25 protein-coding genes are annotated in these 25,020 nt (G+C 51.2%); 18 read left to right on the top strand and 7 right to left on the bottom strand.

Annotated features, from left to right (window positions below; genetic code table 11):
* Positions 1-344 precede the first annotated feature (344 nt).
* The 9 genes from yihA (at position 345) to ACXYMU_RS15780 (ending at position 6,264) form a co-directional block, all read left to right on the top strand.
* Positions 345-950 carry a ribosome biogenesis GTP-binding protein YihA/YsxC gene (yihA, locus tag ACXYMU_RS15820; RefSeq protein WP_458987389.1) on the top strand — a complete coding sequence of 202 codons (606 nt, stop codon included), beginning with the start codon at positions 345-347 and terminating at the stop codon, positions 948-950.
* A 76-nt stretch (positions 951-1,026) separates the two neighbouring features.
* Positions 1,027-1,419, top strand: coding sequence for an energy transducer TonB (locus tag ACXYMU_RS15815; protein ID WP_458987388.1), 393 nt, complete (start codon positions 1,027-1,029; stop codon positions 1,417-1,419).
* Between the two features lie 25 nt (positions 1,420-1,444).
* Positions 1,445-1,876, top strand: coding sequence for a DUF5606 family protein (locus ACXYMU_RS15810; protein ID WP_458987387.1), 432 nt, complete (start codon positions 1,445-1,447; stop codon positions 1,874-1,876).
* A gap of 56 nt (positions 1,877-1,932) precedes the next feature.
* Positions 1,933-2,235, top strand: a complete 303-nt coding sequence (locus ACXYMU_RS15805) for a hypothetical protein (RefSeq protein ID WP_458987386.1) — start codon at positions 1,933-1,935, stop codon at positions 2,233-2,235.
* A gap of 172 nt (positions 2,236-2,407) precedes the next feature.
* Positions 2,408-3,682 (top strand): aspartate kinase, encoded by a 1,275-nt coding sequence (locus ACXYMU_RS15800; protein ID WP_458987385.1) that lies wholly within the window; start codon positions 2,408-2,410, stop codon positions 3,680-3,682.
* Between the two features lie 113 nt (positions 3,683-3,795).
* On the top strand, positions 3,796-4,005 hold the full coding sequence (locus ACXYMU_RS15795) for a hypothetical protein (RefSeq protein WP_458987384.1): 210 nt from the start codon (positions 3,796-3,798) through the stop codon (positions 4,003-4,005).
* Between the two features lie 102 nt (positions 4,006-4,107).
* Positions 4,108-4,881: an enoyl-CoA hydratase-related protein gene (locus ACXYMU_RS15790; protein ID WP_458987383.1), complete on the top strand. Its 774-nt coding sequence runs from the start codon at positions 4,108-4,110 to the stop codon at positions 4,879-4,881.
* A gap of 248 nt (positions 4,882-5,129) precedes the next feature.
* Positions 5,130-5,600 (top strand): Fur family transcriptional regulator, encoded by a 471-nt coding sequence (locus ACXYMU_RS15785; RefSeq protein ID WP_458987382.1) that lies wholly within the window; start codon positions 5,130-5,132, stop codon positions 5,598-5,600.
* 25 nt (positions 5,601-5,625) lie between these two features.
* Complete coding sequence (locus ACXYMU_RS15780) at positions 5,626-6,264, top strand: redoxin domain-containing protein (RefSeq protein WP_458987381.1); 639 nt, start codon at positions 5,626-5,628, stop codon at positions 6,262-6,264.
* A gap of 103 nt (positions 6,265-6,367) precedes the next feature.
* Here ACXYMU_RS15780 and ACXYMU_RS15775 read toward each other — a convergent pair whose 3' ends face one another.
* Positions 6,368-7,651, bottom strand: a complete 1,284-nt coding sequence (locus ACXYMU_RS15775) for a metal-dependent hydrolase family protein (protein ID WP_458987380.1) — start codon at positions 7,649-7,651, stop codon at positions 6,368-6,370.
* Between the two features lie 31 nt (positions 7,652-7,682).
* Here ACXYMU_RS15775 and ACXYMU_RS15770 point away from each other — a divergent pair, with 31 nt between their 5' ends.
* Complete coding sequence (locus tag ACXYMU_RS15770; protein ID WP_458987379.1) at positions 7,683-8,258, top strand: hypothetical protein; 576 nt, start codon at positions 7,683-7,685, stop codon at positions 8,256-8,258.
* Here the strand turns inward: ACXYMU_RS15770 and ACXYMU_RS15765 are convergent.
* Positions 8,218-9,681 carry a potassium/proton antiporter gene (locus tag ACXYMU_RS15765; RefSeq protein ID WP_458987378.1) on the bottom strand — a complete coding sequence of 488 codons (1,464 nt, stop codon included), beginning with the start codon at positions 9,679-9,681 and terminating at the stop codon, positions 8,218-8,220. The two genes, ACXYMU_RS15770 and ACXYMU_RS15765, sit on opposite strands and share 41 nt — an antisense overlap.
* 270 nt (positions 9,682-9,951) lie before the next feature.
* A complete protein-coding gene (locus tag ACXYMU_RS15760) occupies positions 9,952-10,749 on the bottom strand; it encodes a DUF2971 domain-containing protein (protein WP_458987377.1) in 798 nt (265 codons plus the stop codon).
* A gap of 279 nt (positions 10,750-11,028) precedes the next feature.
* Here ACXYMU_RS15760 and ACXYMU_RS15755 point away from each other — a divergent pair, with 279 nt between their 5' ends.
* From ACXYMU_RS15755 to ACXYMU_RS15730, 6 genes are all read left to right on the top strand, one after another.
* Positions 11,029-12,279, top strand: coding sequence for a 3-deoxy-D-manno-octulosonic acid transferase (locus ACXYMU_RS15755; protein WP_458987376.1), 1,251 nt, complete (start codon positions 11,029-11,031; stop codon positions 12,277-12,279).
* Entirely contained in the window at positions 12,276-13,199 is a 924-nt protein-coding gene (gene rsgA, locus ACXYMU_RS15750; RefSeq protein ID WP_458987375.1) for a ribosome small subunit-dependent GTPase A, read from the top strand. The genes ACXYMU_RS15755 and rsgA overlap by 4 nt, the downstream gene beginning before the upstream one ends.
* A gap of 195 nt (positions 13,200-13,394) precedes the next feature.
* Complete coding sequence (locus tag ACXYMU_RS15745) at positions 13,395-15,212, top strand: ABC transporter ATP-binding protein (RefSeq protein ID WP_458987374.1); 1,818 nt, start codon at positions 13,395-13,397, stop codon at positions 15,210-15,212.
* 198 nt (positions 15,213-15,410) lie between these two features.
* The gene (locus ACXYMU_RS15740) at positions 15,411-15,893 is read left to right on the top strand and encodes a hypothetical protein (RefSeq protein WP_458987373.1); all 483 of its coding nucleotides are present in this window, start codon (positions 15,411-15,413) and stop codon (positions 15,891-15,893) included.
* Between the two features lie 90 nt (positions 15,894-15,983).
* Entirely contained in the window at positions 15,984-16,853 is an 870-nt protein-coding gene (locus ACXYMU_RS15735) for a DUF2911 domain-containing protein (RefSeq protein ID WP_458987372.1), read from the top strand.
* A 73-nt stretch (positions 16,854-16,926) separates the two neighbouring features.
* Complete coding sequence (locus tag ACXYMU_RS15730) at positions 16,927-17,859, top strand: class I SAM-dependent methyltransferase (RefSeq protein ID WP_458987371.1); 933 nt, start codon at positions 16,927-16,929, stop codon at positions 17,857-17,859.
* A gap of 40 nt (positions 17,860-17,899) precedes the next feature.
* Here the strand turns inward: ACXYMU_RS15730 and ACXYMU_RS15725 are convergent, their stop codons facing one another.
* Positions 17,900-18,787: an AraC family transcriptional regulator gene (locus tag ACXYMU_RS15725; RefSeq protein ID WP_458987370.1), complete on the bottom strand. Its 888-nt coding sequence runs from the start codon at positions 18,785-18,787 to the stop codon at positions 17,900-17,902.
* A 196-nt stretch (positions 18,788-18,983) separates the two neighbouring features.
* On the opposite strand from ACXYMU_RS15725, the gene ACXYMU_RS15720 reads away from it, so the two are divergent.
* The gene (locus ACXYMU_RS15720) at positions 18,984-19,388 is read left to right on the top strand and encodes a DUF983 domain-containing protein (RefSeq protein ID WP_458987369.1); all 405 of its coding nucleotides are present in this window, start codon (positions 18,984-18,986) and stop codon (positions 19,386-19,388) included.
* 8 nt (positions 19,389-19,396) lie between these two features.
* Here ACXYMU_RS15720 and ACXYMU_RS15715 read toward each other — a convergent pair whose 3' ends face one another.
* From ACXYMU_RS15715 to ACXYMU_RS15705, 3 genes are read right to left on the bottom strand one after another with little or no spacing between them, the layout of a single operon-like run.
* The gene (locus ACXYMU_RS15715) at positions 19,397-21,091 is read right to left on the bottom strand and encodes a sodium:solute symporter family protein (protein ID WP_458987368.1); all 1,695 of its coding nucleotides are present in this window, start codon (positions 21,089-21,091) and stop codon (positions 19,397-19,399) included.
* On the bottom strand, positions 21,088-21,237 hold the full coding sequence (locus ACXYMU_RS15710) for a hypothetical protein (RefSeq protein ID WP_458987367.1): 150 nt from the start codon (positions 21,235-21,237) through the stop codon (positions 21,088-21,090). Before ACXYMU_RS15710 ends, ACXYMU_RS15715 begins: the two co-directional genes overlap by 4 nt.
* A gap of 49 nt (positions 21,238-21,286) precedes the next feature.
* Positions 21,287-23,833 (bottom strand): PIG-L family deacetylase, encoded by a 2,547-nt coding sequence (locus ACXYMU_RS15705; protein WP_458987366.1) that lies wholly within the window; start codon positions 23,831-23,833, stop codon positions 21,287-21,289.
* Positions 23,834-24,258: 425 nt separating this feature from the next.
* On the opposite strand from ACXYMU_RS15705, the gene ACXYMU_RS15700 reads away from it, so the two are divergent.
* The gene (locus ACXYMU_RS15700; protein ID WP_458987365.1) at positions 24,259-24,960 is read left to right on the top strand and encodes a hypothetical protein; all 702 of its coding nucleotides are present in this window, start codon (positions 24,259-24,261) and stop codon (positions 24,958-24,960) included.
* Positions 24,961-25,020: the final 60 nt, after the last annotated feature.

Raw genomic sequence — 25,020 nt, 5'->3', positions numbered from 1 at the left:
GCCCTTTGCAAGATTTAGGTATAAACTATAGCTTTAACCACATAGCTTAAGAAGCAAATATATAAAATAATAAATATTACCATGGTTTTATTTATGCTGCGCCTTAAATACTTTACTAGTTTCCCCATGGGCTTTACGTTTCATATGGCGCTTACTTCATAAGTAATATACGAAGTTTCAGGGGAACGCATGCTGCGCCAGAAACAAGCCGCTTCATCGTCATTAAAATCAGGGCGAATAAATTAGTAACTTGCAACTTTATCGGAAGCCCTGCCTGCGGATACCCATCCAGGAAAATACCCCAGGCTTAAAGCTGGCTTTCGACTTACTTATATAGTAGTAGTATGAATATAAAAGAAGCTAAGTTCTTGATGAGCAATACCCGGGTGGAGAATTGCCCGGCACCCGATAAACCAGAGTACGCCTTTATCGGCCGGTCCAATGTGGGAAAATCTTCGCTCATCAATATGCTGACGCAGCAGAAAGGCCTTGCCAAAACCTCTTCTTCGCCGGGCAAAACACAGCTCATCAACCATTTTCTGATTAACGACAGCTGGTATTTGGTCGATTTGCCGGGGTATGGCTATGCCAAAGTGAGCAAAGGCTCCCGCGAGGAATGGCGCAAGATGATCAATTTCTACTTTCAGAAACGCGAGAACCTGACCTGCGTGTTTGTGCTGATCGATTCGCGGCACGAGCCCCTGAAGCCGGACCTCGATTTCATCAATCACCTCGGAACGCTGGGAGTGCCTTTTGTGCTCGTGTTCACGAAGCTCGACAAGCAGTCATCCGTGAAAACGGATTCAACCATCGCGGCCTACCAGCGTAAGCTGCGTGAAAGCTGGGATGAGCTTCCACAGATGTTCCGCACTTCCGCCGAAATGAAAACAGGTCGCGACGAAATCCTGAATTTTATCAGCGAAGTAAACGAACAGGTTCAGAACCAGTAAACAATTGGCTTGGTAGTTGCTGCGTTAAAAGCGGCAGATATGCTGCCTAATTTCGTTTCATTCAATTGTTGTGATCATGAAAATCAAAATCTCAGTTTTGTTTCTTTTCTTTGCTTTTGCAAGCTTTGCTGCTTCCGCGCAGGCAACCACCCAGGAGCAGGAGAAAAAAGTATGGATGCCGAGCCAGATGATTCCCGTAGCCGAGCACTACGAAGGTGGCCAAGAAAGTATGTATAAGGCCATCGAGAAGGAACTGCAGTACCCGGCGCTGGCCAAGCGGAACCGTGTGCAAGGGGAATGCATTATAGGTTTTGAGCTGAATGAAGACGGTTCCACCTCTAACTTCCGGGTGCTCCGCAACGCTGGGGCCGGTACCGGAGAGGAAGCCCTTCGTGTAGCCCGTCTGCTGAAGTTCAACGCGCCCGGGTATAGCCTGAATGCGAGCATCCCGATCATGTTTAAACTCTAATTAAAATAACAGAATACGCTTTACTATGCCGATTGATTTAAGACAAGTTGCCGCCATTGCTGGCATGAGTGGATTGTTCAAGGTAGTGAAACCTACCCGCACAGGTGTGATCGTGGAGAGCCTGGAAGAACAGCCTAAAAACCTTGTGGCGCAGGCCCGCCACCGTATGTCGTTACTCGATGAGATCTCGATTTACACGACAGACGAAGAAGGCACTGTAGCCTTGGCCGAGGTATTTGACCTGATGCACAACAAGTACGGCGATAAGCTTCCGCTAAGCGATAACCCTAGCAATGAGGAATACAAGAGCCTGATGGCTGACGTGCTGCCAGAATATGATACAGACCGCGTGTATGTTTCGGACATGAAGAAACTGGCCAACTGGTATTACATTGTGAAAGACTTTGTTGGCTTTACCTCCGACGAAGCCGCCGAAGGCAAAGAAGAGCAAGCATAAAGATTTAGAGGCCCTCTGCTACCGGAGGGCTTCTTCGTTTCCAAGCCAACTGTTTTATGCCCTACACTCCCGCTATCCTGACCAGCGTTGTTAACCACCTGCAGAAGGTGCTGCGCGTGGAGAACCTGGCGTCGAGAGACCTGGAAGCGCTTCATTATAAGGTTGCGCATGTAGTGCAGCGCCTGCTCGAAAACGATTTCAACCGGCTCCTGCACATCCTTTACCGCATCGATGTGGAAGAGCGCAAGGTAAAAGAGGCCATGCTGGCCGAAGAACCCGAGATTGTAGCAGACCGGATTACCCGCCTTATCCTGAAACGGGAGCTGCAACGGGCCGAGATACGCTTCCGGTATAGCTAATGCACTTGCCTTCAATCACTTTACCCTCCCTGCTGCTGTTGTGCTAATTTTGTTATTACATCTGTATTGCCCTTCCTGGCATGCAAGCGCCACCTACCAAGCCTACCCCCTGCATGTATGATTATTTGCCAGAATGTAGGCTTTATCGGGTGCAATGGCTATTTTAGGGGATATGAGCGCAGAAAACATCAAAGTTTATAAGTTTGGCGGGGCCTCTGTAAAGGATGCCGCGGCTTTTCAGAACCTGGCACAAATTGTCAAAAACCACGGGGGCACCCGACAACTGCTGATCGTGGTGTCCGCTATGGGCAAGACCACTAATGCCTTGGAGGAGGCTGTAACGGCTGCATACCGGCAACAGGATTTTGAGGATATTTTTCAGAAAATCAAAAGCTATCATACCGCTATTACCGGGCAACTGTTTCCGGATACTAACAGCCCTGCACACCAGCGCATCGATCACCTGTTCCTGGAGTTGCAGGATGCCCTACGGAAAACCACACCGCAAGAGGCCTTTGACAAGGTGTATGACCAGGTGGTAAGCTACGGCGAGCTGATCTCGTCAACCATACTACACCAGTTTTTACAGCAGCAAGCCCTACCCGTTGCCTGGGTAGACAGCCGAAAATACATCCAAACAGACAATACCTGGCGGGAAGCCAAAGTAGACTGGTCCTGGTCTGAGCGCCTCATTCAGCGCGACCTGCCCGCGTTGCTGCAAAACCAGCTGGTAGTGACACAGGGCTTTATTGGCGGCACCAACGATGGCTATACCACTACCCTGGGGCGCGAGGGTTCCGATTTTAGTGCGGCTATTTTTGCCTACTGCCTCGGTGCCGCTGGCATGTACATCTGGAAAGACGTGCCGGGACTGCTGAACGCAGACCCCAAGCATTTCGATGATACCGTTTGTTACCCGGAGATATCTTACCAGGAAACTGTGGAAATGGCCTATTACGGGGCTTCGGTTATCCACCCAAAAACCATCAAGCCGCTGGCAAACAAGCGCATTCCGCTCTATGTCAAATCGTTTCTGAACCCGGAAGGGCAAGGCACTAAAATCTGTGATGGCCGGTTCGAGAAAATTGCCCCAGCTTATATCGTGAAGGAGCAGCAATGCCTGGTGTCGTTTAGCGTCAAGGACTTCGGATTCATCTCTGAACAGAACCTGGGCACTATTTTCAATGCCCTCTCAGAACTGCGTATCAAGATAAATTTGATGCAAAACTCGGCCATCTCCTTCTCCATCTGCGCTGACTATCACGCGGAACGCTTAGATAGCCTGATTCATACCCTGCAGGACCAGTTTTCGATTCATTACAACACTGCGCTTACGCTATATACCGTCAAAAACTATGATGAGGCAGAGCTCCATCCTTCCCTAGTCCAAAAAGAAATACTGCTCGAACAACGTACCCGCACAACCTATCAATTTGTGAGCCGTTGAGTTACATACTTTTGCTTTTAAAGAAAAAGCTTCTATTTAGCATCAAATTCCTTTTACTTTGCAGTGAAAGAGTGCAATTGAAACCCCTACTGCCGACTAACCCACGAACAGCTATGAAGCCTGTTGAAAAATTTGCCCCCGTTACATTGCTGAAGATTTCCGTTCTTTTTGTGTTGCTGATTATTGGCGTCTTCTCTAAGCCTCCGAAACAGGCACCGAAAATGCCTGAAAACGCAACTCAGTTTAATGCGCCTTACCCACTGGTAATAGAGTCGGACACACCGAATGTGTCGCAGACACCTCCAGCAATCCCAAACATTTAGTGTATCGTTCAATATGCATTGCTTGCTCCAGTAGCAGGCTTTTTTTATGCTTTCGGAGTAAAACCTTAACTTAAGGCTTTATTTGACAGAAAAAGCATTGCTATGGAATTTATACTTGTAGAGCCACAGGCCAGGCCACATATTGCCCTCATCCAACTAAACAGGCCGAAGGAACTGAATGCCCTGAACCTGCAACTGATGGGCGAACTGCGCGATGCCCTGCAGCAGCTCGATGAAGACGATAATGTGCGGGCCATCATCATCACGGGCAATGAACGTGCCTTTGCAGCCGGGGCCGACATCAAACAGATGGCTGGCAAAACGGCCATCGACATGCTCAACGTCGACCAGTTCTCGACCTGGGACCAAATCCGGAAAACGAAGAAGCCGATTATTGCCGCCGTATCGGGTTTTGCCTTGGGCGGAGGCTGTGAGTTGGCCATGACCTGCGACATGATTATTGCTTCGGAAACAGCGATGTTCGGGCAGCCCGAAATCAAGATTGGCGTGATGCCGGGTGCGGGCGGTACCCAGCGCCTCACCAAAGCCATAGGGAAAGCCAAAGCCATGGAAATGGTGCTGACCGGCAAGTTTATACCTGCCGCTGAGGCTGAGAAACAGGGCCTGATTAACCGCGTAGTGCCTGTGGAGCTATACCTTGACGAGGCCTTTAAACTGGCCGAGGAGATAACCCAGCTGTCACCGGTGGCCGTGAAGCTGGCAAAAGAGTCGGTTAACCGCGCCTTCGAAACCCAATTAGATGAAGGCCTGCATTTCGAGCGCAAGAACTTTTACCTCTGCTTTGCCTCCGAAGACCAAACAGAGGGCATGAATGCATTTGTCGAGAAGCGTAAGCCTGTTTTTAAAGGCCGCTAAAGTCTATACCGGAAACGCAGCGTATCTGCAGCGTTTCCGGCTACTTTGTCTCATACCCCTTGTATGGATTTTTCTGATAGCATCTGTCATACCTCTCTCCCTCTTGAGGTCCCTTCTTCTCCCTATTTTTTGTAAGATTGATGTTTAACATTTAATTAACACAGAGCGTTTGCAAGCCTAAGATATTCGCTCTACCTTTGCAGGAAATTATACTAACAAAGAAAAATTCTTGTTTAGTATTTTGCCTGATGCACCCAATCGATAACCGACATACCCTACGCGAACGCCTGCTTGAAAGTGGCCTGAAAGCTACGCACCAGCGCATTGTAGTGTATGAGGCATTGGTGGCGCTGCACGGCAAACACCCCATGGCTGAGGAGGTGTACCAGTTGCTGAAGCCTGCAAACCCCAGCATATCGCTGGGCACGGTTTACAAAACCCTGGACACATTTGCAGAGGTGCATTTAGTCCGGAAAGTATCCTCCGAGGAGGGCGGTAAGCGCTTTGACGCCAATACCACCGCCCATAGCCACATCTACTGCACCAATACCAAGGAGATTATCGATTTTGAAGATCCGGAACTGGATGCGCTGTTGCAGGAGTTTATGCGCACCAGACACCTGGAGAACTTTGAGATCAAGGGCCTGACCGTGCAACTAACCGGCAACCGGGTGGATCCTGAAAAGGAAGTAAGCATTACCCGATCAATCAAACAATAGATTTTTAAACTTAAAATTAACATACATGGCAGTATTAGTAGGTAAGAAAGCACCGTCTTTCAAAGCTACAGCCGTAGTAAACGGCGAAGAATTCGAAGATAACTTTTCATTAGACCAGTACATTGGCAAGAAGCACGTTTTGTTCTTCTTCTACCCAATGGACTTCACCTTTGTTTGCCCAACCGAGATCCTGGCGTTCCAGGACAGGCTGGCTGATTTCGAGCGTAAGGGCGTGGCCATAGTAGGCTGCTCTACCGACACGCACATGTCGCACTTCGCGTGGCTGAACACACCACAGGAGCAAGGCGGTATCCAAGGCGTAACGTACCCGTTGGTAGCGGATGCGGCCAAGACCATCTCCCAGAACTTCGACGTGCTGGCTGGCTACTACGACTACAACGAAGAAGGCGAGTCTGTATTCGTGGGCGAGCCGGTTGCATACCGCGGTCTGTTCCTGATCGACAAGGAGGGCGTGGTGCGCCACCAGGTTGTAAACGACATGCCACTTGGCCGCAGCATCGACGAGGCCCTGCGCATGATCGATGCCCTGCAGTACTTTGAGGCCAACGGCGAGGTTTGCCCTGCCAACTGGGAAGAAGGCGAAGAGGCGATGCAAGCAACCAAAGAAGGCGTGTCTGCATACCTTTCTAACAGAGCCAACTAAGCTACTTAAGCTTATTTATAAAACAGAAAAGCCACTGCATTTGCGGTGGCTTTTCTGTTTTATAGGCTGTAGACGGCGCATAGGGCATGCCTGAAAGCATGGATTACTTTTTGTACACCTTGCCCTCCTTCATCACAAACTTCACATTCTCCAGCGTCTTGATGTTCTGGGTGGGGTCTTCCTGTACGGCAATGATGTCGGCGAAGAAGCCCGGTGCCAATTGCCCGGACTCGTTTTCCGTCTTCAGGATTTTGGCGGGCGTAATGGTGGCGCTCTGGATGGCCTCCATGGCAGGCATACCGGCTTCTACCATGTACCTGAACTCCTTCCCGTTCTGGCCGTGCTTAAACACACCGGCGTCGGTTCCGAAGGCAATGGGCACTCCCCGCTTGTATGCCTTCCCGAAGGTGCCCTGCAGTTTCGGGCCTATCTCCAGCGCCTTGGGCACCACCAGTGCCGGGTAGTAATTCTCCACCCTGGCCTTCTCGCTCACCTCCTGCCCTGCCGTCAGGGTAGGCACCAGGTAGGCCTTGTGCTTTTTCATCAGGTCCATGGTCTCCTCACTCATCAGGGTGCCGTGCTCGATGGTGGTTACGCCACCCTTCACGGCACGCTGCATCCCCTCGTCGCCGTGCGCGTGCGCTGCCACATGGAAGCCGTAGTCTTTGGCAGTTTGGGTGATCTCCTTTATCTCCTCAAGGGTAAACTGCGGATTCGAGCTGCTTTTGGCCACACTCAGCACCCCACCGGTGGCTGTGATTTTGATCAGGTCGGCACCGGTTTTATACCGCTCCCGGACAGCCTTACGGGCATCCTCCACGCTGTTCACCACACCCTCCTTAGGGCCTGGGTCACCGGCAAAGGCGGCATTCATGCCGTTAGAGGGGTCAGCGTGGCCGCCGGTGGTGGCAATAGACTTGCCTGCCGTGAATACGCGCGGCCCCACAATTTTTCCACTGTTGATGGCGTCGCGCAGCGCGATGTTCACGCCCGTTCCCCCTAGGTCGCGCACGGTGGTGAAACCCGCGAGCAGGGTGCTCTGGGCAAAGCCCACCGAGTTGAAGGCGAAATCAGCGGGGTCGTTGGTGAAGCGCTCTAGGTACTGGTTGGGATTCGTCTCCCCTTCCAGGTGCACGTGCATGTCGGTGAGACCAGGCAGCACCGTCATGTTCCGGAGGTCAATCAGGGTGTCGGCGGCGTTCTGGGGTTGCACAAAGCCATTCTCGATGCGCTTTATTTTCTTGCCGGATACCACAATGGTCTTTTCCTGCAGCACCTTCCCGTTACGGGTGTCCACCAGTTTTCCGCTCTGTATGTAAATATCCTGGGCCTGCAGGGTATGGCAGGCGAGCAAAACCCCAAAAAAGGTCAGTAATCGTTTTTTCATGAAATGCTATGGATGAGTAGGTTTAAAACATATGTTCACGCATCAAGATAGCATTTCCGGCGGGAATGCCCACCACAAAAAGAGCAGTTCTGCATTTTTTAAGCAACCCGCTATACCCCAAAGCAGCTTGCTTTCACAGGTCCGCGGGTTGGCGCCTTTAAAGGAGGTAACCAACAGTTGGCAGCGCCACCAGGGCAATCACAATCATACAGGCATCAATGCTTCACAAAGAATTCGATGGCTTTACTCAGAAGCTAGAAATACTCATACCCACACGCTGTATACAGTAGCCACGATTCCCAGACTCAGGAACATTAATAGGCCAATATTCGCAGCAAGCGGGATTTTTGCGTTTTTGATGTCTTCGGGCGAGGCGACATTGCCCGTAAGCACTGCTAAAAAGACAGCATTCAGGACGGTTAATCCCTTGTTCATGCTGTACCAGATTTTCCTGAGTCCTAAAGTCATGTTTGCAGATATGAAGTTGATTAAATTTAGCTATTTCCTGTCAAAAGCTGCCAGCTTTGCTGCGCTTTTTTCATACTATACGTATATGATCCGCCTGTTTACCTTGCTTTCAGCACTTTGTTCACTTCATCAAAAATAGCTGGCCTGTCGGCAAGTACAACCAGTGTATCCATATCCTCTATTTTGGTGGAGCCATTTGGTGTCAGATAGGTATCATCCCGTTTGATCATGGCGATGATTGCATTTCGGGGAAAGCCTAACTCTACGATCTGTTTATCCACGGCAAAATCGTTGGCAGCTATCGAAAACTCCCTCATCTCCGCTTTCGGGTTCTCGACTTGCAGCAGATCCGTTGCTGTTAGTTTCTTCACTTTTTCGGGCAGGGCAACACGCAGCCACTTCGCGAACAGCGACAGGGTGGTGCCCTGTATAAGCACCGAGGTGACGGAGATAAAGAACACGATATTGAAAATCAGGTTCGCTTTTTCTATACCGGCCAGCAGCGGGTAGGTCGCAAACACAATCGGCACCGCTCCGCGCAAGCCAACCCACGATATGTATAATCGCCTTCTCATCCGCATTTTGAAGAACACCAGGCTGAGCAATACGCTCACAGGCCGGGCAACCATAATCAAAAATAAGGAGATGAGCAGCCCGATGCCGATGGTAGGGATGATTTGAGATGGAAAGACAAGCAAGCCCAGGGTGAGGAACAGCACGATTTGCATGAGCCAGGCTAAGCCGTCAAACATTTTCAGGATGGTTTTTTTGTGTATCAGGTCTTGGTTACCCAGGTAAACCGCGCAAATGTAGATGGCCAGAAACCCGTTGCCTCCCACAAAATCAGTAGTTGAAAAAGTGATGAACATTAAGGCGATAACCAAGACAGGGTATAAGCCCTCAAAGTCAAGCTTTATTTTGTTGATGATGAACTTGCTGACCACACCGAAGGCAAAGCCCGCGATACCTCCCAAAATCATTTGCTGCAGAAACATCGGAATAATGGACAGCACGTTTTGGTCCTGGTTGATGACTAGGGTTAAGAAGGCAATTGTCAGTACATAGGCCATCGGGTCGTTGCTTCCGCTTTCCAGTTCCAGCGTGGGCCTGAGGTTAGACTTTAAGGCCAGGCTTTTGGAGCGCAGAATGGAAAAAACCGCCGCCGCATCCGTAGACGATACAATGGAACCCAGCAACAGGCTTTCGTAAATGGTGAAGTCGGTGATGAGCCACACAAAAGTGCCCAGCGAAACCGCTGTCAGGAATACGCCCAAAGTCGACAGCACAATCCCTTCCCGAAGAATGGGTTTCACGGCTGCCCAGTTGGTGTCGAGACCGCCTGAGAACAGGATAAAATTAAGCGATATAATGCCTACGAACTGCGCCTGCTGTGGGTCATCGAAGAGAATGCCGCCAATGCCGTCTGAGCCCGCCAACATGCCGATAACTAGAAAGAGCAACAAGGTAGGAACGCCAAACCGGTAAGACGTTTTACCTGCCAGGATGCTTATCAGCAGCAGTATAGAGCCAATTAATAGTATATTTTCAATCGTTAAATCCATTCTTTATCCTTTTGTACCGTGGTCGGTAAAACTACCACATCTCGTAAAGAATGTATAGACCTGCCGGATTGTTTTCCGCCGAGCGAATTTTATAATGCCTGCTTGCGCAATTTTGTAGCGGAGTTTTGGGGATTGAGGCTATACTCCATTTAATAAAGTAAATAGTCTACACTGTCGCTATCTTAAAGTACGAAAAGCTAACTGCCTATATAAGCAATGGTGAATGCTCTGGGAGGAGTTTACTTTATTTTGTTGTTGCTAGCAGTTTATCTATATTTTTATTATTTCAAGCCCAAATTCTTCACTAGCCATTTTTGCTTGAAAAATACTTATAGAGTCACCAAAAGACTCTCTAATTACTTGGGTAATTTCTGACTTATCAAGTTCTGAAATTTTACAACCTAATATTACTTCAGAAAATGTTTCTTTTTTAAGCTGTACCACCCTATCAGAAATATGATTTTTAGAAATCCTCCACTCTTTTTCATAGCTCCAATCTGAATACTTCGTAAAAAATTTAGTACTGAACCTATCAGTAGTGTCTTGGTGTCCACTAATCAATGGATATTTATCTTGATACTTAATCTTATTTAAGTAATCAAACTCGTAATCGCTTAATAATGAGTTTGTCGTGAAGCCTACAGCAAACCCCTTATGAAATTCTGAATAATGGGACCACATTAAAATGTCATCTTTTTTCTCAGATAAACTAACAAGTCCGATCAGATTGTTCCACTTTAGTATATCCTCCAAACTCTCCTTCTTTACAGTGGCAGGATGCCACAACTTTTTAGAATCTGTAACTTGTTTAGCAATCTGCTTTTGTACCTTAAAGGGCTTATCCTTATGGAATATTTGTGTTATCTCGAGATTCTTCTGGAGGCAGTCATTGTACGACAACAAATCCCATCTAACTGGTATATTACCGTCAAATGGGTCATTAAATTCAGATGGTTTTGAGAAATAGATTTCCTGATGTGTGATTAGTCTTTTATGAAATTTATCTGACCAATTTCTGTATTTGTATAGAAATTGTGGTGGATTTTCTTTAGCTAATAGTTTGGTCATTTTATATTATTGATTGCTGAAAACTCCTGTATAAATGAAAAGTCTATTCCATATATCGGCCCAAATTTGAAGGCTAAACAAACTGGATTACCTAATATACTATATAGCTTACAAACAATTCACAGTTTCGAACAGTATAGTTTAGCAGATGGGCTTGCAGAGGCCTCAAAACTAAGCTGCCACAAAACAAGGCAATCCCGTATATTTGCACTCGGAAGCCCTGCTTCCTGACAGTAGGCAACCGACCTGTAAGGAATCGAGCGAAACACCTGACCTAATTTGAAGCTACTCTACGATATTGGCCTTCGTGCCTACCAGAAAGCCATTGCCCTCGCTGCCCCTTTTCACTTAAAGGCAAAGCGAATGCAGGAGGGCCGTGTGCAGCTGTTTGAGCATTTGAACATGGCTTTTGAAGGGAATAAGGCGCCGGTGGTATGGTTTCATTGTGCCTCGCTCGGCGAGTTCGAGCAGGGCCGCCCCGTTATAGAGGCGTTTCAGGCAGCTTTTCCAGATTATAAAATCCTGCTCACCTTTTTCTCGCCTTCGGGCTACGAGGTGCGCAAAAACTACAGTGGCGCCGACTACGTTGCCTACCTCCCCTTCGACAGCGAAGCAAATGCCAGCCAGTTTATACAGTTGGTGCAGCCCAAACTGGCTGTTTTCGTGAAATACGAGTTCTGGCACTATTACATACAGGCGTTACAGAGGCTACAAGTTCCAGTGCTTTCCATCTCAGCTATTTTCCGGGAGGAACAGGTCTTCTTTAAACCCTACGGAGGCTTTTACCGCCAGATTCTCAAGTGCCTCACCCATATTTATACCCAAAACAACGAGTCGCGGGATTTGCTGCGCAGCATCGGGGTTACCCATGCCAGCGTGGCCGGCGATACCCGATTTGACCGGGTGTTGCAGACAGCAGCTTCGGTAAAGATTCTGCCTGTGGTGGAGGCTTTTGTACAGCAGCAGCAGGTATTCGTGATCGGGAGCAGCTGGCCCGCCGACATCGAGGCACTTAAACCACTCATCGACCGCTACCAGCATCAGATTAAATTTATTGTGGCCCCGCACGAGATAAACGAGGGAAGCCTAAGTGCTGCCATGCAGCTGGCCGGGAAAAGCACCGTTCGCTTCTCGGAGGCCACCGAAGCCAACGTGGCAAGCGCGGCGGTGCTGGTCGTGGATAACGTTGGGATGCTGGCCTCGCTCTACAGTTATGGCACGTACGCCTACATTGGCGGCGCCTTCGGCAAAGGGCTGCACAACACCCTGGAGGCAGCTGTGTTCGGGCTGCCCCTGTTTTTTGGTCCCCGCTACGCCCGGTTTCAGGAGGCAAAAGACCTGGTAGAACTTGGCTGTGCCTTTCCGGTAAAAAACGCCAGCGCATTGTTGCAGGCCTTTGAAAAAGTGCACACAGTACCTGCCGTAAGGCAACGCATAACCGAGAACGAGAAGCAATACGTAAAACAGCAGGCCGGTGCCACATACAAAATCATGGCAGACATAGAGCGCCTGTTAAGCAAGAGAGCATGAAAGGAGTAGTGATCAAATCGACGGGGTCGTGGTATATTGTGCGCGATGCGGCAGGCACGCTGCACCGGGCGCGCCTGCGTGGCAAATTCAAGCTGCAGGGCATGAAGGTAAGCAACCCGCTGGCTGTTGGCGACCGGGTAGAGTTTGACGTGGAGCAGACCGGTGAGGAAACCGTGGTAATCCATAAAATTGAGGACCGCGAGAATTACATCATCCGGCAGTCTACGCACAAATCGGCACATGCCCATATCATTGCCGCCAACCTCGACCAGGCCCTGCTGATCGTCACGCTGGTATCGCCCCGCACCTCCTTTGGCTTCATCGACCGGTTTCTGGTAACAGCCGAGGCCTACGACATCCCGGCCATCCTGGTGTTCAACAAAACAGACCTCTACGATGAGGACGTGAAAGACTACCAGCGCCAGATCAGCCACATGTATGCCCAGATAGGGTATGAAAGCTTGTCGGTATCGGCGAAGGAGAACGAAGGCCTGAGCGAACTGGAAAAGCAGCTGGAAGGCAAAACCACTTTGCTCTCCGGCCACTCCGGCGTCGGCAAGTCCACGCTGATCAACCTGATTGTGCCGGACCTGGCCCTCAAAACCTCCGAGATCTCTGACTTTTCAGACAAAGGCGTGCATACCACCACATTTGCCGAGATGTTTGAGGTAAGCCCGGAAACCTATATTATCGACACGCCTGGCATTAAGGAGCTGGGCATTGTGGACATACCGGCAGCGGAACTAGGCCATTTCTTCCCGGAGATGCGGGAGCGCATGAACCAATGCCGCTTCAACAACTGCACCCACTTCAACGAGCCAGGCTGTGCCGTAATAGAGGCTGTCCGCCAGAACGGCATTTCCCTGACCCGTTACGAGAGTTACCTAAGCATGCTCCACGGCGGCGATAACCGCAAGTAAACGCTACAATAACGCTGCACAAACCAGCCGGTGCTATACCTCATTATCCGCCAGATTACTTACCTTTGTAAGATTTTGCGGGTGTTGGGGCATGTTTCGTTTTGGAACGATGTTATACCACTGCACCTCGGATGCGGTTGATGGCTTTCCGGAGCAAACGGCTGCCTCACCTTTTATCTAATTAACATTTCATTGATGGCAAAACGCGGATTCGGGCTAAGTTCAGAGCAGGAGAAAGAAGGCAGAAAAAAAATCAGTAAAGAGAGTTTTCGCCGGGGCCTGAAGATTTTTAGCTACGTTATACCCTACAAGTTCAAATTTATCATTGGGCTCGCCTTTTTAGTATTTTCCAGCCTCACGTTCATGGCCTTCCCCTACCTGGTAGGCAAGCTGGTCGATTCTTCCATCGGCAACGCGGAGGGCCTGTTACAAGACATCAACCTAATCGCGATGGGGCTGTTCGTCGTGATCGTGGCGCAGGGTATCTTCTCGTTTTTCAGGGTATACTTTTTTGCGCAGGTAAGTGAAAACGCGGTGGCTGACATCCGCCGCGACCTGTACAGCAAGTTCGTGATGCTGCCTATCTCCTTCTTCGAGAAGCGCCGGGTAGGCGAGATCACCAGCCGCATTACCACGGATGTGGCGCAGGTGCAGGATGCCATGTCCATCACGCTGGCGGAGCTTTTCAGGCAGGTAACCACCCTGTTGGTAGGCGTGGGCATCATTATGTGGGTGTCGATCAAGCTGTCGCTGTTTATGCTGGCGACCTTCCCGGTGCTGGTGGCCCTGGCGCTTGTTTTTGGCCGCAAGATCAAAAGCCTGTCTAAGAAGACGCAGGACGAGCTGGCTAATACCAACGTGATTGTGGAGGAGACGCTGCAGGCGATTAACACCGTGAAGGCCTTCACGAACGAGATGTTTGAGATTGCCCGGTATAAAACCACACTGAACAAAGCAGTGAGCACAGCGTTGTCTGCGGCCTATTACCGCGGCGCGTTCATCACGTTCATCATCATCGGACTCTTTGGCGGAATTATCCTTGTGATCTGGTATGGCGCCACACTGGTAGCCAACGGCGAGATTGCCCCCGGCGACCTGATTTCCTTTGTGCTGTATACCGTGTTCATCGGAGCCTCTGTGGGTGGTTTGGGTGAGATTTACGGCAAGGTCCAGTCGGCACTGGGCTCTACGGAGCGCATCCTAGAGATTCTGCAGGAGCAGGAAGAGCCAACCGACAAGGGTATGAAAAGCCTAAGCGACATCCCGAAAATGCATGGCGACATCGCCTACAACCAAGTGGCCTTCTCCTACCCTACCCGCACCGATGTGCAGGTGCTGCGCGACATCAGCTTTACGGTGCGCTCTGGTGAGAAAGTGGCGCTGGTAGGCCCAAGCGGCGCCGGTAAATCCACCATCGTGCAGCTGCTGATGCGCTACTATGATGTGTCGGGGGGAGGTATAACCGTGGACGGCAAAGACACCCGCGATCTGAACCTGACCACGCTGCGCGGAAACATCGGCATCGTGCCGCAGGAGGTGTTGCTGTTCGGCGGCACGATTCGGGAGAACATCGCCTATGGCCGGCCAGGGGCAACCGAGGCAGAGATCACGGAAGCAGCCCGCAAAGCCAACGCCTACGACTTCATCAAGACTTTCCCGGAGGGCTTTGAGACCTTGGTGGGCGAGCGTGGCATCAAGCTTTCAGGCGGTCAGCGCCAGCGCATCGCTATTGCCCGTGCCATCCTGAAAAACCCGGCTATCCTGATCCTGGACGAAGCCACCAGTGCCCTCGACTCTGAGTCGGAGCAATTGGTGCAGCAGGCGATGGATGAACTGATGAAGAACCGTACCACCATCGTGATCGCCCACCGCCTGGCAACTATCCGGAAAGTGGACAAGATACTGGTGATTGAGGGCGGCGAGATTGTGGAAGAAGGCTCACACAACGAACTTTCGCTGAACCCGGAGGGTATATACGCCAACCTGCTGAAGCTGCAGTTTGAACTTAGCTAAATATAAGTCTACATAAATATTAAAAAATCCTGCTGGCACGGCGTTGGCAGGATTTTTATTTTATACTTTTACCTTTTGCTGCAAAACCCAGCTCATACATCATACAGGCACGCCACTTAAACCAGACACCACATGTTACCTTTCCAGGTACCCGCTCCGCGAATAACGCAATTCACAGGCCTTCTGATTATACTGTTAATGCTTTACCTGCCACCTGCCCTGGTACAGGCGCAGGAATTTACCCAGGACTTCAAGGCGTTGCATGCGGTTTATATAGAGGTTGGCGGTAATGGCGATGCTTACTCCCTTAACTACGACCAGGTGGTGTATCAACAGGAAAAGTTCAAGGCGGCGCTGAGAGCGGGAATCGGCACTAACCTGTTTTTTATGGAGGGTGAGCCCGGCGTTTATCCGGTGGTGCCGCTCGAAGCGTTGGCACTGGTCGGAAACAAGCGAAAACATTTTGAGGGGGGGCTTGGTTATACACATCGTTTCACGGATGCGGCGGAGTTGATGAAGAGCATGTATTTTGCCCGGCTGGGATTCCGGTACCAGGTGCCGCGTGGCGGATTGCTGGTGCGCGTTGCCATCACGCCATTCATCTCGCCAGACAGGAACTCCAAAACGCCAGGCGTCGGGGTGATCCCGAGGTTTGGGTTCAGCGTTGGACAGAGTTTTTAACAACCCAAAGCGCCCATATTCGCGAAAGCCTTACTTTATCCCTAATATTACCGTAAGAGAACATCACTTTTAACCCAAATAAGCAATACCATGAAAAAATCAATTATCGGCTTTGTGCTTTCTGCCGCCCTCTTGTTTGGCGCTGGTGCAGCACAGGCCCAGGGCATTAAAATGCCCGCCGCTAGCCCTTCGCAAAAAGTAGAGCAGGCAGTAGGCCTCTCCACCGTATCACTGGACTATTCGCGCCCATCCATGAAGGGTCGTGAGATCTTCGGTAACATTATCCCTTATGGCAAAATGTGGCGCACCGGCGCAAACGCCTCCACCAAGATCAAATTCTCTGAGGATGTAACCATCGAGGGGAACAAGGTTCCGGCGGGTGAGTATGCGTTGTACACGATCCCGAACAAGGACGAGTGGACGGTCATCATCCACAAGAACACCAAGCACTGGGGTGATGGCGGCGCAGATTACAAGCAGGCTGAAGACCAGGCGCGCTTTACAGTAAAGCCGCAGCAGAACCCGCGTAAGGTAGAGTCTTTCACCATCAACTTCACCAACCTGCAGGCAGATGCCGCTGACGTGGAGATCCTGTGGGACAACGTGATCGTGCCGTTCACCATCAAAACAGATGTGGACAGCAAAGTAATGGCCCAGATCCAGAAAGAGGCGATCGACAATGCCAACGCAGACCCGAACGTATACGCTGCTGCCGCCAGCTACTACCTCAACACCAACCGCGACATGAAGCAGGCGCAGGCCTGGATGAAAAAGGCGAATGCCAAAGAGCCTAAATACTGGAACCTGCACACACAGGCGAAGATCGAGGCAAAGATGAAGGACTACAAAGCCGCTGTCAAAACAGCGGAGAAGTCGATGGAACTGGCTAAGCAGGCCAACAACGCCGACTATGTGGCGATGAACGAGAAGGCGATTGCCGAGTGGAAAAAAATGAAGTAAGGCGAATTGCTTTTCGCGTATAAAAAGCCTCCGGGGACCTGTTTCCCGGAGGCTTTTTTATCTTTGTAATTATTTGAGAGCAGATACGGTGCAAGAGGACAAACAACATTCAGAAGAACACCTGGGGCCTGCCCGGGAATATTGGTGGAACGAGGACTACCTGGAGCTGCTGGCCCAGCGTTTATACATAGATTACTGTGGCACACTGGTGGACATTGGCTGCGGCAAGGGTATGATGGGCTTTAAGTTCTCGAAGTACATGCCTGCCGGGGGCAAGGTGTATGGCGTGGACTATGAGCCAGGCTATATTGAGGAAGCGCGGCAGCGGGCGCATAGCCAGTTCCAGCACAACAACATCCAGTATGAGTTTAAGGTGGGCAACGCCACCGAGATCCCCCTACCCGACAACACCGCCGACGTAACGCTGTGCCAGACGCTGCTGATTCACGTGAAGAACCCGCAGAAGGTGATTGACGAGATGATCCGGGTGACGAAGCCGGGCGGTTGGGTGCTGGCCCTGGAGCCCAACAACCTGGTGCCCAACCTCATGTTTGACAGGTATGGCGAGACGGACTACAACGTAGAGGGCATGCTGGAGGTGCTGGAGGTGAAGCTCCGCATCGAGAAAGGCAAAAAGCAACTGGGCGAAGGCTTTAACTCGCTGGGCGATGTTATCCCGGACCTGTTCCTGAAAGCAGGTCTACGGGACATTAAGGTATGGATCTCGGATAAAGCCCTTTCTATCATCCCGCCCTATGACACGCAGGAGAAGATGTTACGCGTGGAACAGATGCTGCAATGGATAGACTCGGAGGCGATGGGGTATGACTACCAGGACAACCTGAACTATTATATGGCGGGCGGCGGCCAAAAAGAGAAGTTTGACGCTTACTGGCAGACACTGCTTTTCAACAAAGTAACGCTCAAGCAAAAGCTGCAAAACGAGGAGTATGTGTCAGCGGGAGGTAGCCTGGTCTACATTATTGCGGCCCAAAAACCGAGGTAAGCACTGCCATGCTTCGGCTAAAAAAGAGTCCAATACGGCCTTAGTTTGCTTGATGCGTTGAGTCCCGGAATTGCTCCGGGGTGCTGCCAGTGTGCTTCTTGAAGAAGCGGAAAAAGTAGGACGTGTCGAGATAGCCGAGTGAAGCAGCAATCTGTGAGCTGGTTAGACCAGAGTGCACCAGCAGCCTTTGCGCTTCCAGCACCGTCCGCTCCTGAATCAACTGTGTGGTTGTTTTCCCTAAAGACCGCTTGCAGATCTCCTTCAACTGCTTTGCCGTGACGTGTAGGCGCTCCGCATAAAACGTGACAGGCAGGTGCTCCCGGAAATGCTGTTCGATCAGCTGCTCCAGGCGCTGCAGCAGCGAAAGCTCACCACCGGGCACCGCTACGTGCTGCGCTTGTACCTGATATATCCGGGACAGTTGTATTAGTAGCACACCCAGATAGCAACCAAGCATTTCATGGCGCTTAAAATCCTCCGCCGCATACTCTACCTGTAGGGTCTGAAAGGTCTGCAGGAGCCCGGCATTTGCTGCTGGGGGAACGGAAAGCAGTGGTTGCTGCAGCAGCGCGTTAAAGAACGAAAAATCATATGGCCTCCTGTCCGGGAAGGCCTGCACGTAAAAGGCCGGGGTAAAGAACATCACAAAGCCGTCCGTATCATCCGCCAGCTCCCAGCTGTGTACCTGCCCGGGCATCATCACGAACACCGAATCTGCTGTTACCTCGTACTCCCGGAAGTCGATGGTATGGGTGCCGGAACCCTGCGTGATGTATAACAGGATATAGAAGTTGTGCTTATAGGGCTCTCGGATAAACAAATGCTCTTTCAAATGCGCCGCAAAAGAACTGACATAGACATAGCGCTCTTGTTGGGCCTGGGCGTTAAAGTCCTGGATTTTGAATACGGGTAGGTGTTCCTGCGGCATGCGTGGTGTTTTGGCGACCTGAAATTACGGAATCATAACGTACGAAGTCAATGTGCAGGCTTTGGATCGCTTCTGCTAAGCAGGAGGCAGTTATACCCCCCAAAGCCCAAAAGTACAGCTGATTGGCTCTTTTGTCCCGTACACCTAGTTATCCAATGGCGTATCTTTGCCTGGCAATCTTATACGTACCCAAACTATGGCGCAGCAAAACGCTCTTTTATACAGTATCCTAGCCATCAAGTGCCCCCGTTGCCGCGAAGGCAACATGTTCCCGAAAGGCACTTTGTACAGTACTAAATTTGCTGATATGCACCCCACCTGCCCCTGCTGCGGCCAGACTTTTGAGCCCGAACCAGGCTATTACTATGGGGCCATGTACGTCAGCTTTGCCATTAATGTCGCTATTTTCCTGACTACTTTGGTGGTACTTTACCAGTTTGTGGCAGAGGTAACCATGCCGATGTTGATAAGCGTGATAGTTTTGGTTGTCGTTGGCTTTCTGCCCGTAATTTTCAGGCTTTCCCGCTCTCTCTGGATTCATATGTTCATCCGGTATGAAGGGCCCTGCAGCCAAATCCCCAGAAAGGAGCACAGACGCTAGCGAGGTCTTCAGGCAGCCTGTCTCCTATTCAGTAAGGCCTGTAGAATAAAGCCGAATACGATCACGCACACGCAGCCGATCACGTTGAACCACAGAAAGGCGATGTCGGTGAAGTAGTAGCAATAAAGCACGACCAGTTCGGCCAGCACGGCGGCCACGAAAACGGCATTTCCCCGGATGTAGCGAAAGTAAAAGGCCACCAGGAAAATACCGAGGATGGTGCCGTAAAAAATGGAGCCGATAATGTTCACTGCCTCGATCAGGTTGTCGAGCAGCGAGGCGAACATGGCAAAAGAAATAGCGATCGCGCCCCAGGCCACGGTAAACAGTTTAGAGGCCGTTACATAGTGCTTCGGGCTTCCCCGCTGGTTCATCGAGCGTTTGTAAATGTCCACCACTGTCGTGGAAGCCAGCGCATTCAGTTCCGACGCAGACGATGACATGGCCGCAGAGAAGATAACCGCCAGCAGCAGCCCCACTAAGCCGGTCGGCAGGTACTTCATCACAAATGAAATGAAAACGTAATCGGTGTCTTTGGTCTCTGCGCCCGGAGTCGCCTGCTCGATCACTTGCCTGGCATCTTCCCGCACGGTTTTAGCGGTGGCAGCCAGTGCCTCCACTTTTTGCTGTGCTGTGTTGATCCCGGCCTCATCCTCTGTCCTGAGGGCTGTCACCAATCCTTCTACGGCCTGCTGCTTCTGGTTGAAAACGCGGGTATACTCCTGTTCTAACCCGCGCAGTTCGTTGGCATACGATGTGGCGTATACCTTGGCTTTGGCCGCCTCGTTAAAAAACACCGGTGGCTGATTGAACTGGTAAAACACAAACACCATCACCCCGATGAAAAGAATTAGGAACTGCATCGGTATTTTGAGCAAACCGTTGAAGATAAGCCCCAGCCGACTCTCTGCGATGGACTTCCCGCCGATATAACGCGCCACCTGGCTCTGGTCGGTACCAAAGTAAGAGAGCGCCAGAAACAGGCCACCGGTTATACCCGACCAGAAGTTATAGCGGTCGTTGAGGTCGAAGGAAAAGTCTACCACGTTCATCTTGCCCATTTTACCGGCCACAGCCACAGCATCGCTAAAACTGACACTTGCCGGCAGGTAGTGCACCACCATGTAGCCCGCCACGAGCATACCGCCCATCATCACGGCCATCTGCTGCTTCTGCGTCACGCTCACCGCCCTGGTGCCACCTGACACGGTATAGATCACCACCAGCACCCCGATGATGAGGATGGTCACGTTCAAACTCCAGCCCAGCATGGTAGATAGGATGATGGCAGGCGCATAAATGGTGATGCCCGCCGCCAGGCCGCGCTGCACCAAAAACAACAGCGCCGCCAGCGAGCGAGTTTTCAGGTCGAAGCGGTTTTCCAGGAACTCGTAGGCCGTAAATACACTCAGCCGGTAGAAGATAGGGATCACGGTGATCGAGATGATGACCATGGCAATGGGCAAGCCGAAGTAGAACTGCACAAAGCGCATCCCGTCCTCGTAGGCCTGCCCCGGCGTGGACAGAAACGTGATGGCACTCGCCTGCGTCGCCATGACTGACAGCCCGATGGTCCACCACTTCATGGTATTGTCGCCTTTCAGGTAGCTTTCTATGTCTTGGCTGCCGCGTGTTTTCCAGGCCCCATAGCTTACAATGAAGCCCAACGTGCCCAACAGCACGATCCAGTCGAGTGGTTTCATGCGTAAAGGCTGGTGATGAAATAAAACAGCAGAATCAGAAAGGCCAGGTTGCCCAGCACCAGCCAGTACATGCCGGCCCAACTCCTAAAGAAAGGAGGTTTTGTGATCGGTGCTTCTTCATCCACAGGATTTCTTTCATCTTTCATACAAGGGTGTCGGTTGAGGTTGTTGTTCTGTTACGCGGAGGCTTATACGTTATTGGCCGAAGGCTTTAGAGGTTGACGAACCGGAGCCGCTGTTTTTGCCCAAAGAGATTAAGTTCGCAAACAGGCGGTAAGCGCCCGGCACGCCAGCCGGCAACTCTCTAAACCAGGAATAACCGGTATAAATGTAATTGCCTTTGCCGTATGGCGCAATCAGCAAGCCTCCCTCACGGGCCGGCTCCCCCGGGTCGTTCGACGATAGGATGGCTTCATACTCCTGGCTCCACTCGCTTGGGAAGTAAAGCCCCCGCTCCTGCACCCAGCCCTCAAAATCCTTTTGCGTGATCTTGTTGGGCGTGTTCAGTACCGGGTGGTTTGGCTTGAGCAGGCGCACTTCGGCATCTTCCACTGCTACCCGCTCGCGGGAAAGCTGCAGGGAGTATGGCGCAATATCCGGCATCACGAGGCTGTGGTTGGTATTGTACTGCACAATCAGGTTACCACCGTTTCTCACGTATTCCAGCAGGGCAGGCTGGTAAAATTTCAGCCGGTCTACGGTGTTATAGGCTCTTACCCCCAGGATAATGGCATCAAACTGTTGCAGGCGGGTCTGGCGCATATCGGATTCCTGCAGCAGGGTTACGTTATACCCGATCTGCTGCAGGCTGGCCGGCACTTCATCCCCCGCCCCCATTACATAACCAATGTTCTGCCCATTCTTTTTCAGGTCTAGCTTCACGATTTTGGCTGTCGCCTCAGGCAAAACGACTTGCGCCGGGATGTGCCTGTAATCGATCACCTGCAAGCCCTGTGTATAGGATTCCCCGTTGATGGTTGCCACGGCCTGCAGAGTTGCCTCCTGCTGTTGCTGTGGGGGGTATACCTTGAAAGACACCAGCTGCTCTGCCTCTTTTGCCTTCAGGGCAAACGGGACTTGAGCGGGTTCGGCCCGCCAGCCCTTTGGCAGCTGCAAGTGCACATTGCCTGTTAGGTCTTCTTTGCCGGCCTTCACCAGCACTTGTACCTGCTTTGGCTCTTGGTTGGCAAACATGAAAACACTCTCCCGCACGTTCACAAACACCGGAGGCGTCACCACGAACGGGCGGTAGATTTCCCCTTCCACCGGGTCGGTGCGTTTGTATACGACTGGTACCGTGAGTTGCAGTGGCTGCCCGCTCACCTGCAGGGTAAAAGTGACTTGCACGGCAGGCACATTCTCCGGCATCCCCACTTCCTGCTGGCTTTCTACGGCATACATCCCCAATGTGCCTTGCTTGCGCAACCAGTAGGGCTGCGAGTAAGGTAGGGTGGCAGGTAATGTGGCTTTCGCCTCAAAATCGATCGATTGGTTATCAGCCAGCGGTTTGTTCAGGGTCGTGTCTTTCGAAGCGAAGCTATAGCGAACGCTCTGGAGCGATACAGGTATGGCAGACCGGTTGATGGCTTCTACCCGAAATGAAACGGGCTGGCCTGGTGCGGCGGCATAGCTGTTGGCGGTCACCTCCAGGTATAAACCCATCGCCGCTTGTATCACATCCTGCAACTCCTCCTGCTTTACGCGCTTCCAGTAGCTTTCCGGAAGTTTGTCCAGCTCTTTGCGGGCAGCCAACAAGGTAGGCACAATAGTAGCCGGAGCTGCCGGGTTATACTGCTCGATTGCCTTCTGGATCAGCTTCTGCACCTTATCACCGCCTTTTATTCTGCCCCAGCTCGTGTTTATTCCCTCAAAAAGCTCTTTCGACGCTTTGTCGCCTTTCGTGAACTGCAGGTATTCGATGGCAGAGCCACGCGCGCCCGAAGACCCGAAGCCCTGGCTTTTGTGCATGCTGCGGCTCTCGGCGGCTAACTCGCCGTATGACTTGCCAAGCAGCGGATTATACCCTCCCACCTCTATTTTCAGGAGCTCTGTTACATATTTATCAAACTCAGCCTGGCTCCCGAACGACCATACGCCAGTGTTCCAAAGCAGGCGCCGTGGTTGCCATACCGTCACCTCTTTCAGTTGCTCGGGAAAGCGCTTCGGGTCAGCGGCTGCCTCAAAAGCCTCCGCCGCTAGTATGGCGGATCCGCTGTGGTGGCCATGCCCGGCACGCGCATCCGGCGGAAAGCGTGTGATCATCACATCCGGCCGAAACTTGCGGACCACATACACCATGTCGGCCAGCACCTGCTCTTTGTCCCAGATCGTGAAGGTTTCCTCCGGGTTTTTGGAATAGCCAAAGTCGTTGGCGCGGGTAAAGAACTGTCGCCCGCCATCCGTGCGCCGAGCCTGCAAAAGTTCCTGCGTGCGGATAATGCCCAAGCCTTCCCGGATCTCCGGCCCAACCAGGTTTTGCCCCCCGTCGCCGCGCGTTACGGCCAGGTAGCCGGTATTATAGAGCTTTTCGTTGGCGAAGTAGGAGATCAGGCGGGTGTTCTCATCATCGGGGTGGGCAGCCACATACAGCACTGAACCCAGCACGTTCAACTTCTTGAGGTCCTGCAGCACCTTTGCCGCATGTGGTTTGGCCGGTGCCTGCGCCCAGGCAGCAGGCAGCCATAACATGAGTCCGAAGAAAAGGGGAAGACGGCTTTGGATGAACTTGAGAGCTGCTTGCATGTTTATTTTTTTCTGTGGTACGCCGTAGCTTTAAAATCTGACGATACGCTTCTACCGTAAATCTATAAAATTAACCTGAGCTATAGTAAGGCAATCTGCAAAGCTGCTACAAACGGAGGTCTTACAAAGCCATACAACACCTGCTTTTGGATAACCTCCAGTGCGTGTGTGCATGCGCCGGAAAGCACCTGGCCAGGTAACATACCTATAAGTTGATATTTTTATGAATATTTTTAAATTAAATTTAATTTATTGAGTAATTACCCTATATTTAACTAGCACCCGATTATTTACATTATTTTTGCAGTTTATAAGACTCAAGTGTTGTTTTGAGATATATGGCCTGCACCTGTTAAAACAAAATATCCCTTGTTAATGTACTAAGCTGCAAAACGGTAGCCGAGTATTAAATTTATTGGTGTTATATGTCAAAACACAAAGAAAGCCGGATAGAGGACTTTGCCTACGACTATCTGCAAACCTATTATGCAACCCGCACGGGTGCTACCACTATCCTGACGGATAAGGATGAGAAGACCAAAAAAGGCTACAAGGCAGATGGTATTTTCTCTTTTTTAACACCCGAGAAAACGCTGTTTATTGCCGCCCTCAGCACAAGTCATTCTGATAAGCTCGTGCAGTTGCTTACGCACTACAAGGCTAAAGGCCTGAGCAGGTTACGCTTTCTGACAGGTGCCCTTTTTCTGGCGGCCTCGTTTCTGGCGGGCTGGAAAATGCTGCAGTGGCCATGGTGGTACGCGCTTGCCTTTGGCCTTCTGACGGGCCTGGTAGTATTTGCAGCGCACACCCTGATAGCGAAAAAGATCCTGAAAAGTAAAGTAACCCGTTTAGTGCAGCATTTCAGTCACCTGCCAGCCGATGAGCAATGGCTGGGACTATCCATCAGTAGCCTGACTTTCCGGAACAATGCCCTGGCTAAGCACCTGCTGGCCATCTGCAAGCAACGGGGCATCGGCGTCATCACGGTGGGGAAGCGCTCGAAAGTAGTGCAGTTACTGGAGCCGGTAACCCAAAAATCTGCCAGCGGTGATTACCTGGCCAAATACGAATCAGAAGTGAAAATCCGGAAATCCTTGCTTGGAGACTCTTACCTGCGCGTAGCCTGAACCTAACAAGTCCGTATAGCCTTACATAGCGCCCGCCCTCCCGCTGCAAATTATATGCAA

This window comes from Pontibacter sp. CAU 1760, from assembly GCF_054482735.1.
This window is presented reverse-complemented; position numbering and strand designations above follow the sequence as displayed.

Excerpts from the sequence above, each read along its gene's own strand:
- yihA (WP_458987389.1), top strand. The coding sequence starts at position 345 with ATGAATATAAAAGAAGCTAAGTTCTTGATGAGCAATACCCGGGTGGAG.
- ACXYMU_RS15815 (WP_458987388.1), top strand. The coding sequence starts at position 1,027 with ATGAAAATCAAAATCTCAGTTTTGTTTCTTTTCTTTGCTTTTGCAAGC.
- ACXYMU_RS15810 (WP_458987387.1), top strand. The coding sequence starts at position 1,445 with ATGCCGATTGATTTAAGACAAGTTGCCGCCATTGCTGGCATGAGTGGA.
- ACXYMU_RS15805 (WP_458987386.1), top strand. The coding sequence starts at position 1,933 with ATGCCCTACACTCCCGCTATCCTGACCAGCGTTGTTAACCACCTGCAG.
- ACXYMU_RS15800 (WP_458987385.1), top strand. The coding sequence starts at position 2,408 with ATGAGCGCAGAAAACATCAAAGTTTATAAGTTTGGCGGGGCCTCTGTA.
- ACXYMU_RS15795 (WP_458987384.1), top strand. The coding sequence starts at position 3,796 with ATGAAGCCTGTTGAAAAATTTGCCCCCGTTACATTGCTGAAGATTTCC.
- ACXYMU_RS15790 (WP_458987383.1), top strand. The coding sequence starts at position 4,108 with ATGGAATTTATACTTGTAGAGCCACAGGCCAGGCCACATATTGCCCTC.
- ACXYMU_RS15785 (WP_458987382.1), top strand. The coding sequence starts at position 5,130 with ATGCACCCAATCGATAACCGACATACCCTACGCGAACGCCTGCTTGAA.
- ACXYMU_RS15780 (WP_458987381.1), top strand. The coding sequence starts at position 5,626 with ATGGCAGTATTAGTAGGTAAGAAAGCACCGTCTTTCAAAGCTACAGCC.
- ACXYMU_RS15775 (WP_458987380.1), bottom strand. The coding sequence starts at position 7,651 with ATGAAAAAACGATTACTGACCTTTTTTGGGGTTTTGCTCGCCTGCCAT.
- ACXYMU_RS15770 (WP_458987379.1), top strand. The coding sequence starts at position 7,683 with ATGTTCACGCATCAAGATAGCATTTCCGGCGGGAATGCCCACCACAAA.
- ACXYMU_RS15765 (WP_458987378.1), bottom strand. The coding sequence starts at position 9,681 with ATGGATTTAACGATTGAAAATATACTATTAATTGGCTCTATACTGCTG.
- ACXYMU_RS15760 (WP_458987377.1), bottom strand. The coding sequence starts at position 10,749 with ATGACCAAACTATTAGCTAAAGAAAATCCACCACAATTTCTATACAAA.
- rsgA (WP_458987375.1), top strand. The coding sequence starts at position 12,276 with ATGAAAGGAGTAGTGATCAAATCGACGGGGTCGTGGTATATTGTGCGC.
- ACXYMU_RS15745 (WP_458987374.1), top strand. The coding sequence starts at position 13,395 with ATGGCAAAACGCGGATTCGGGCTAAGTTCAGAGCAGGAGAAAGAAGGC.
- ACXYMU_RS15740 (WP_458987373.1), top strand. The coding sequence starts at position 15,411 with ATGCTTTACCTGCCACCTGCCCTGGTACAGGCGCAGGAATTTACCCAG.
- ACXYMU_RS15735 (WP_458987372.1), top strand. The coding sequence starts at position 15,984 with ATGAAAAAATCAATTATCGGCTTTGTGCTTTCTGCCGCCCTCTTGTTT.
- ACXYMU_RS15725 (WP_458987370.1), bottom strand. The coding sequence starts at position 18,787 with ATGCCGCAGGAACACCTACCCGTATTCAAAATCCAGGACTTTAACGCC.
- ACXYMU_RS15720 (WP_458987369.1), top strand. The coding sequence starts at position 18,984 with ATGGCGCAGCAAAACGCTCTTTTATACAGTATCCTAGCCATCAAGTGC.
- ACXYMU_RS15715 (WP_458987368.1), bottom strand. The coding sequence starts at position 21,091 with ATGAAACCACTCGACTGGATCGTGCTGTTGGGCACGTTGGGCTTCATT.
- ACXYMU_RS15710 (WP_458987367.1), bottom strand. The coding sequence starts at position 21,237 with ATGAAAGATGAAAGAAATCCTGTGGATGAAGAAGCACCGATCACAAAA.
- ACXYMU_RS15705 (WP_458987366.1), bottom strand. The coding sequence starts at position 23,833 with ATGCAAGCAGCTCTCAAGTTCATCCAAAGCCGTCTTCCCCTTTTCTTC.
- ACXYMU_RS15700 (WP_458987365.1), top strand. The coding sequence starts at position 24,259 with ATGTCAAAACACAAAGAAAGCCGGATAGAGGACTTTGCCTACGACTAT.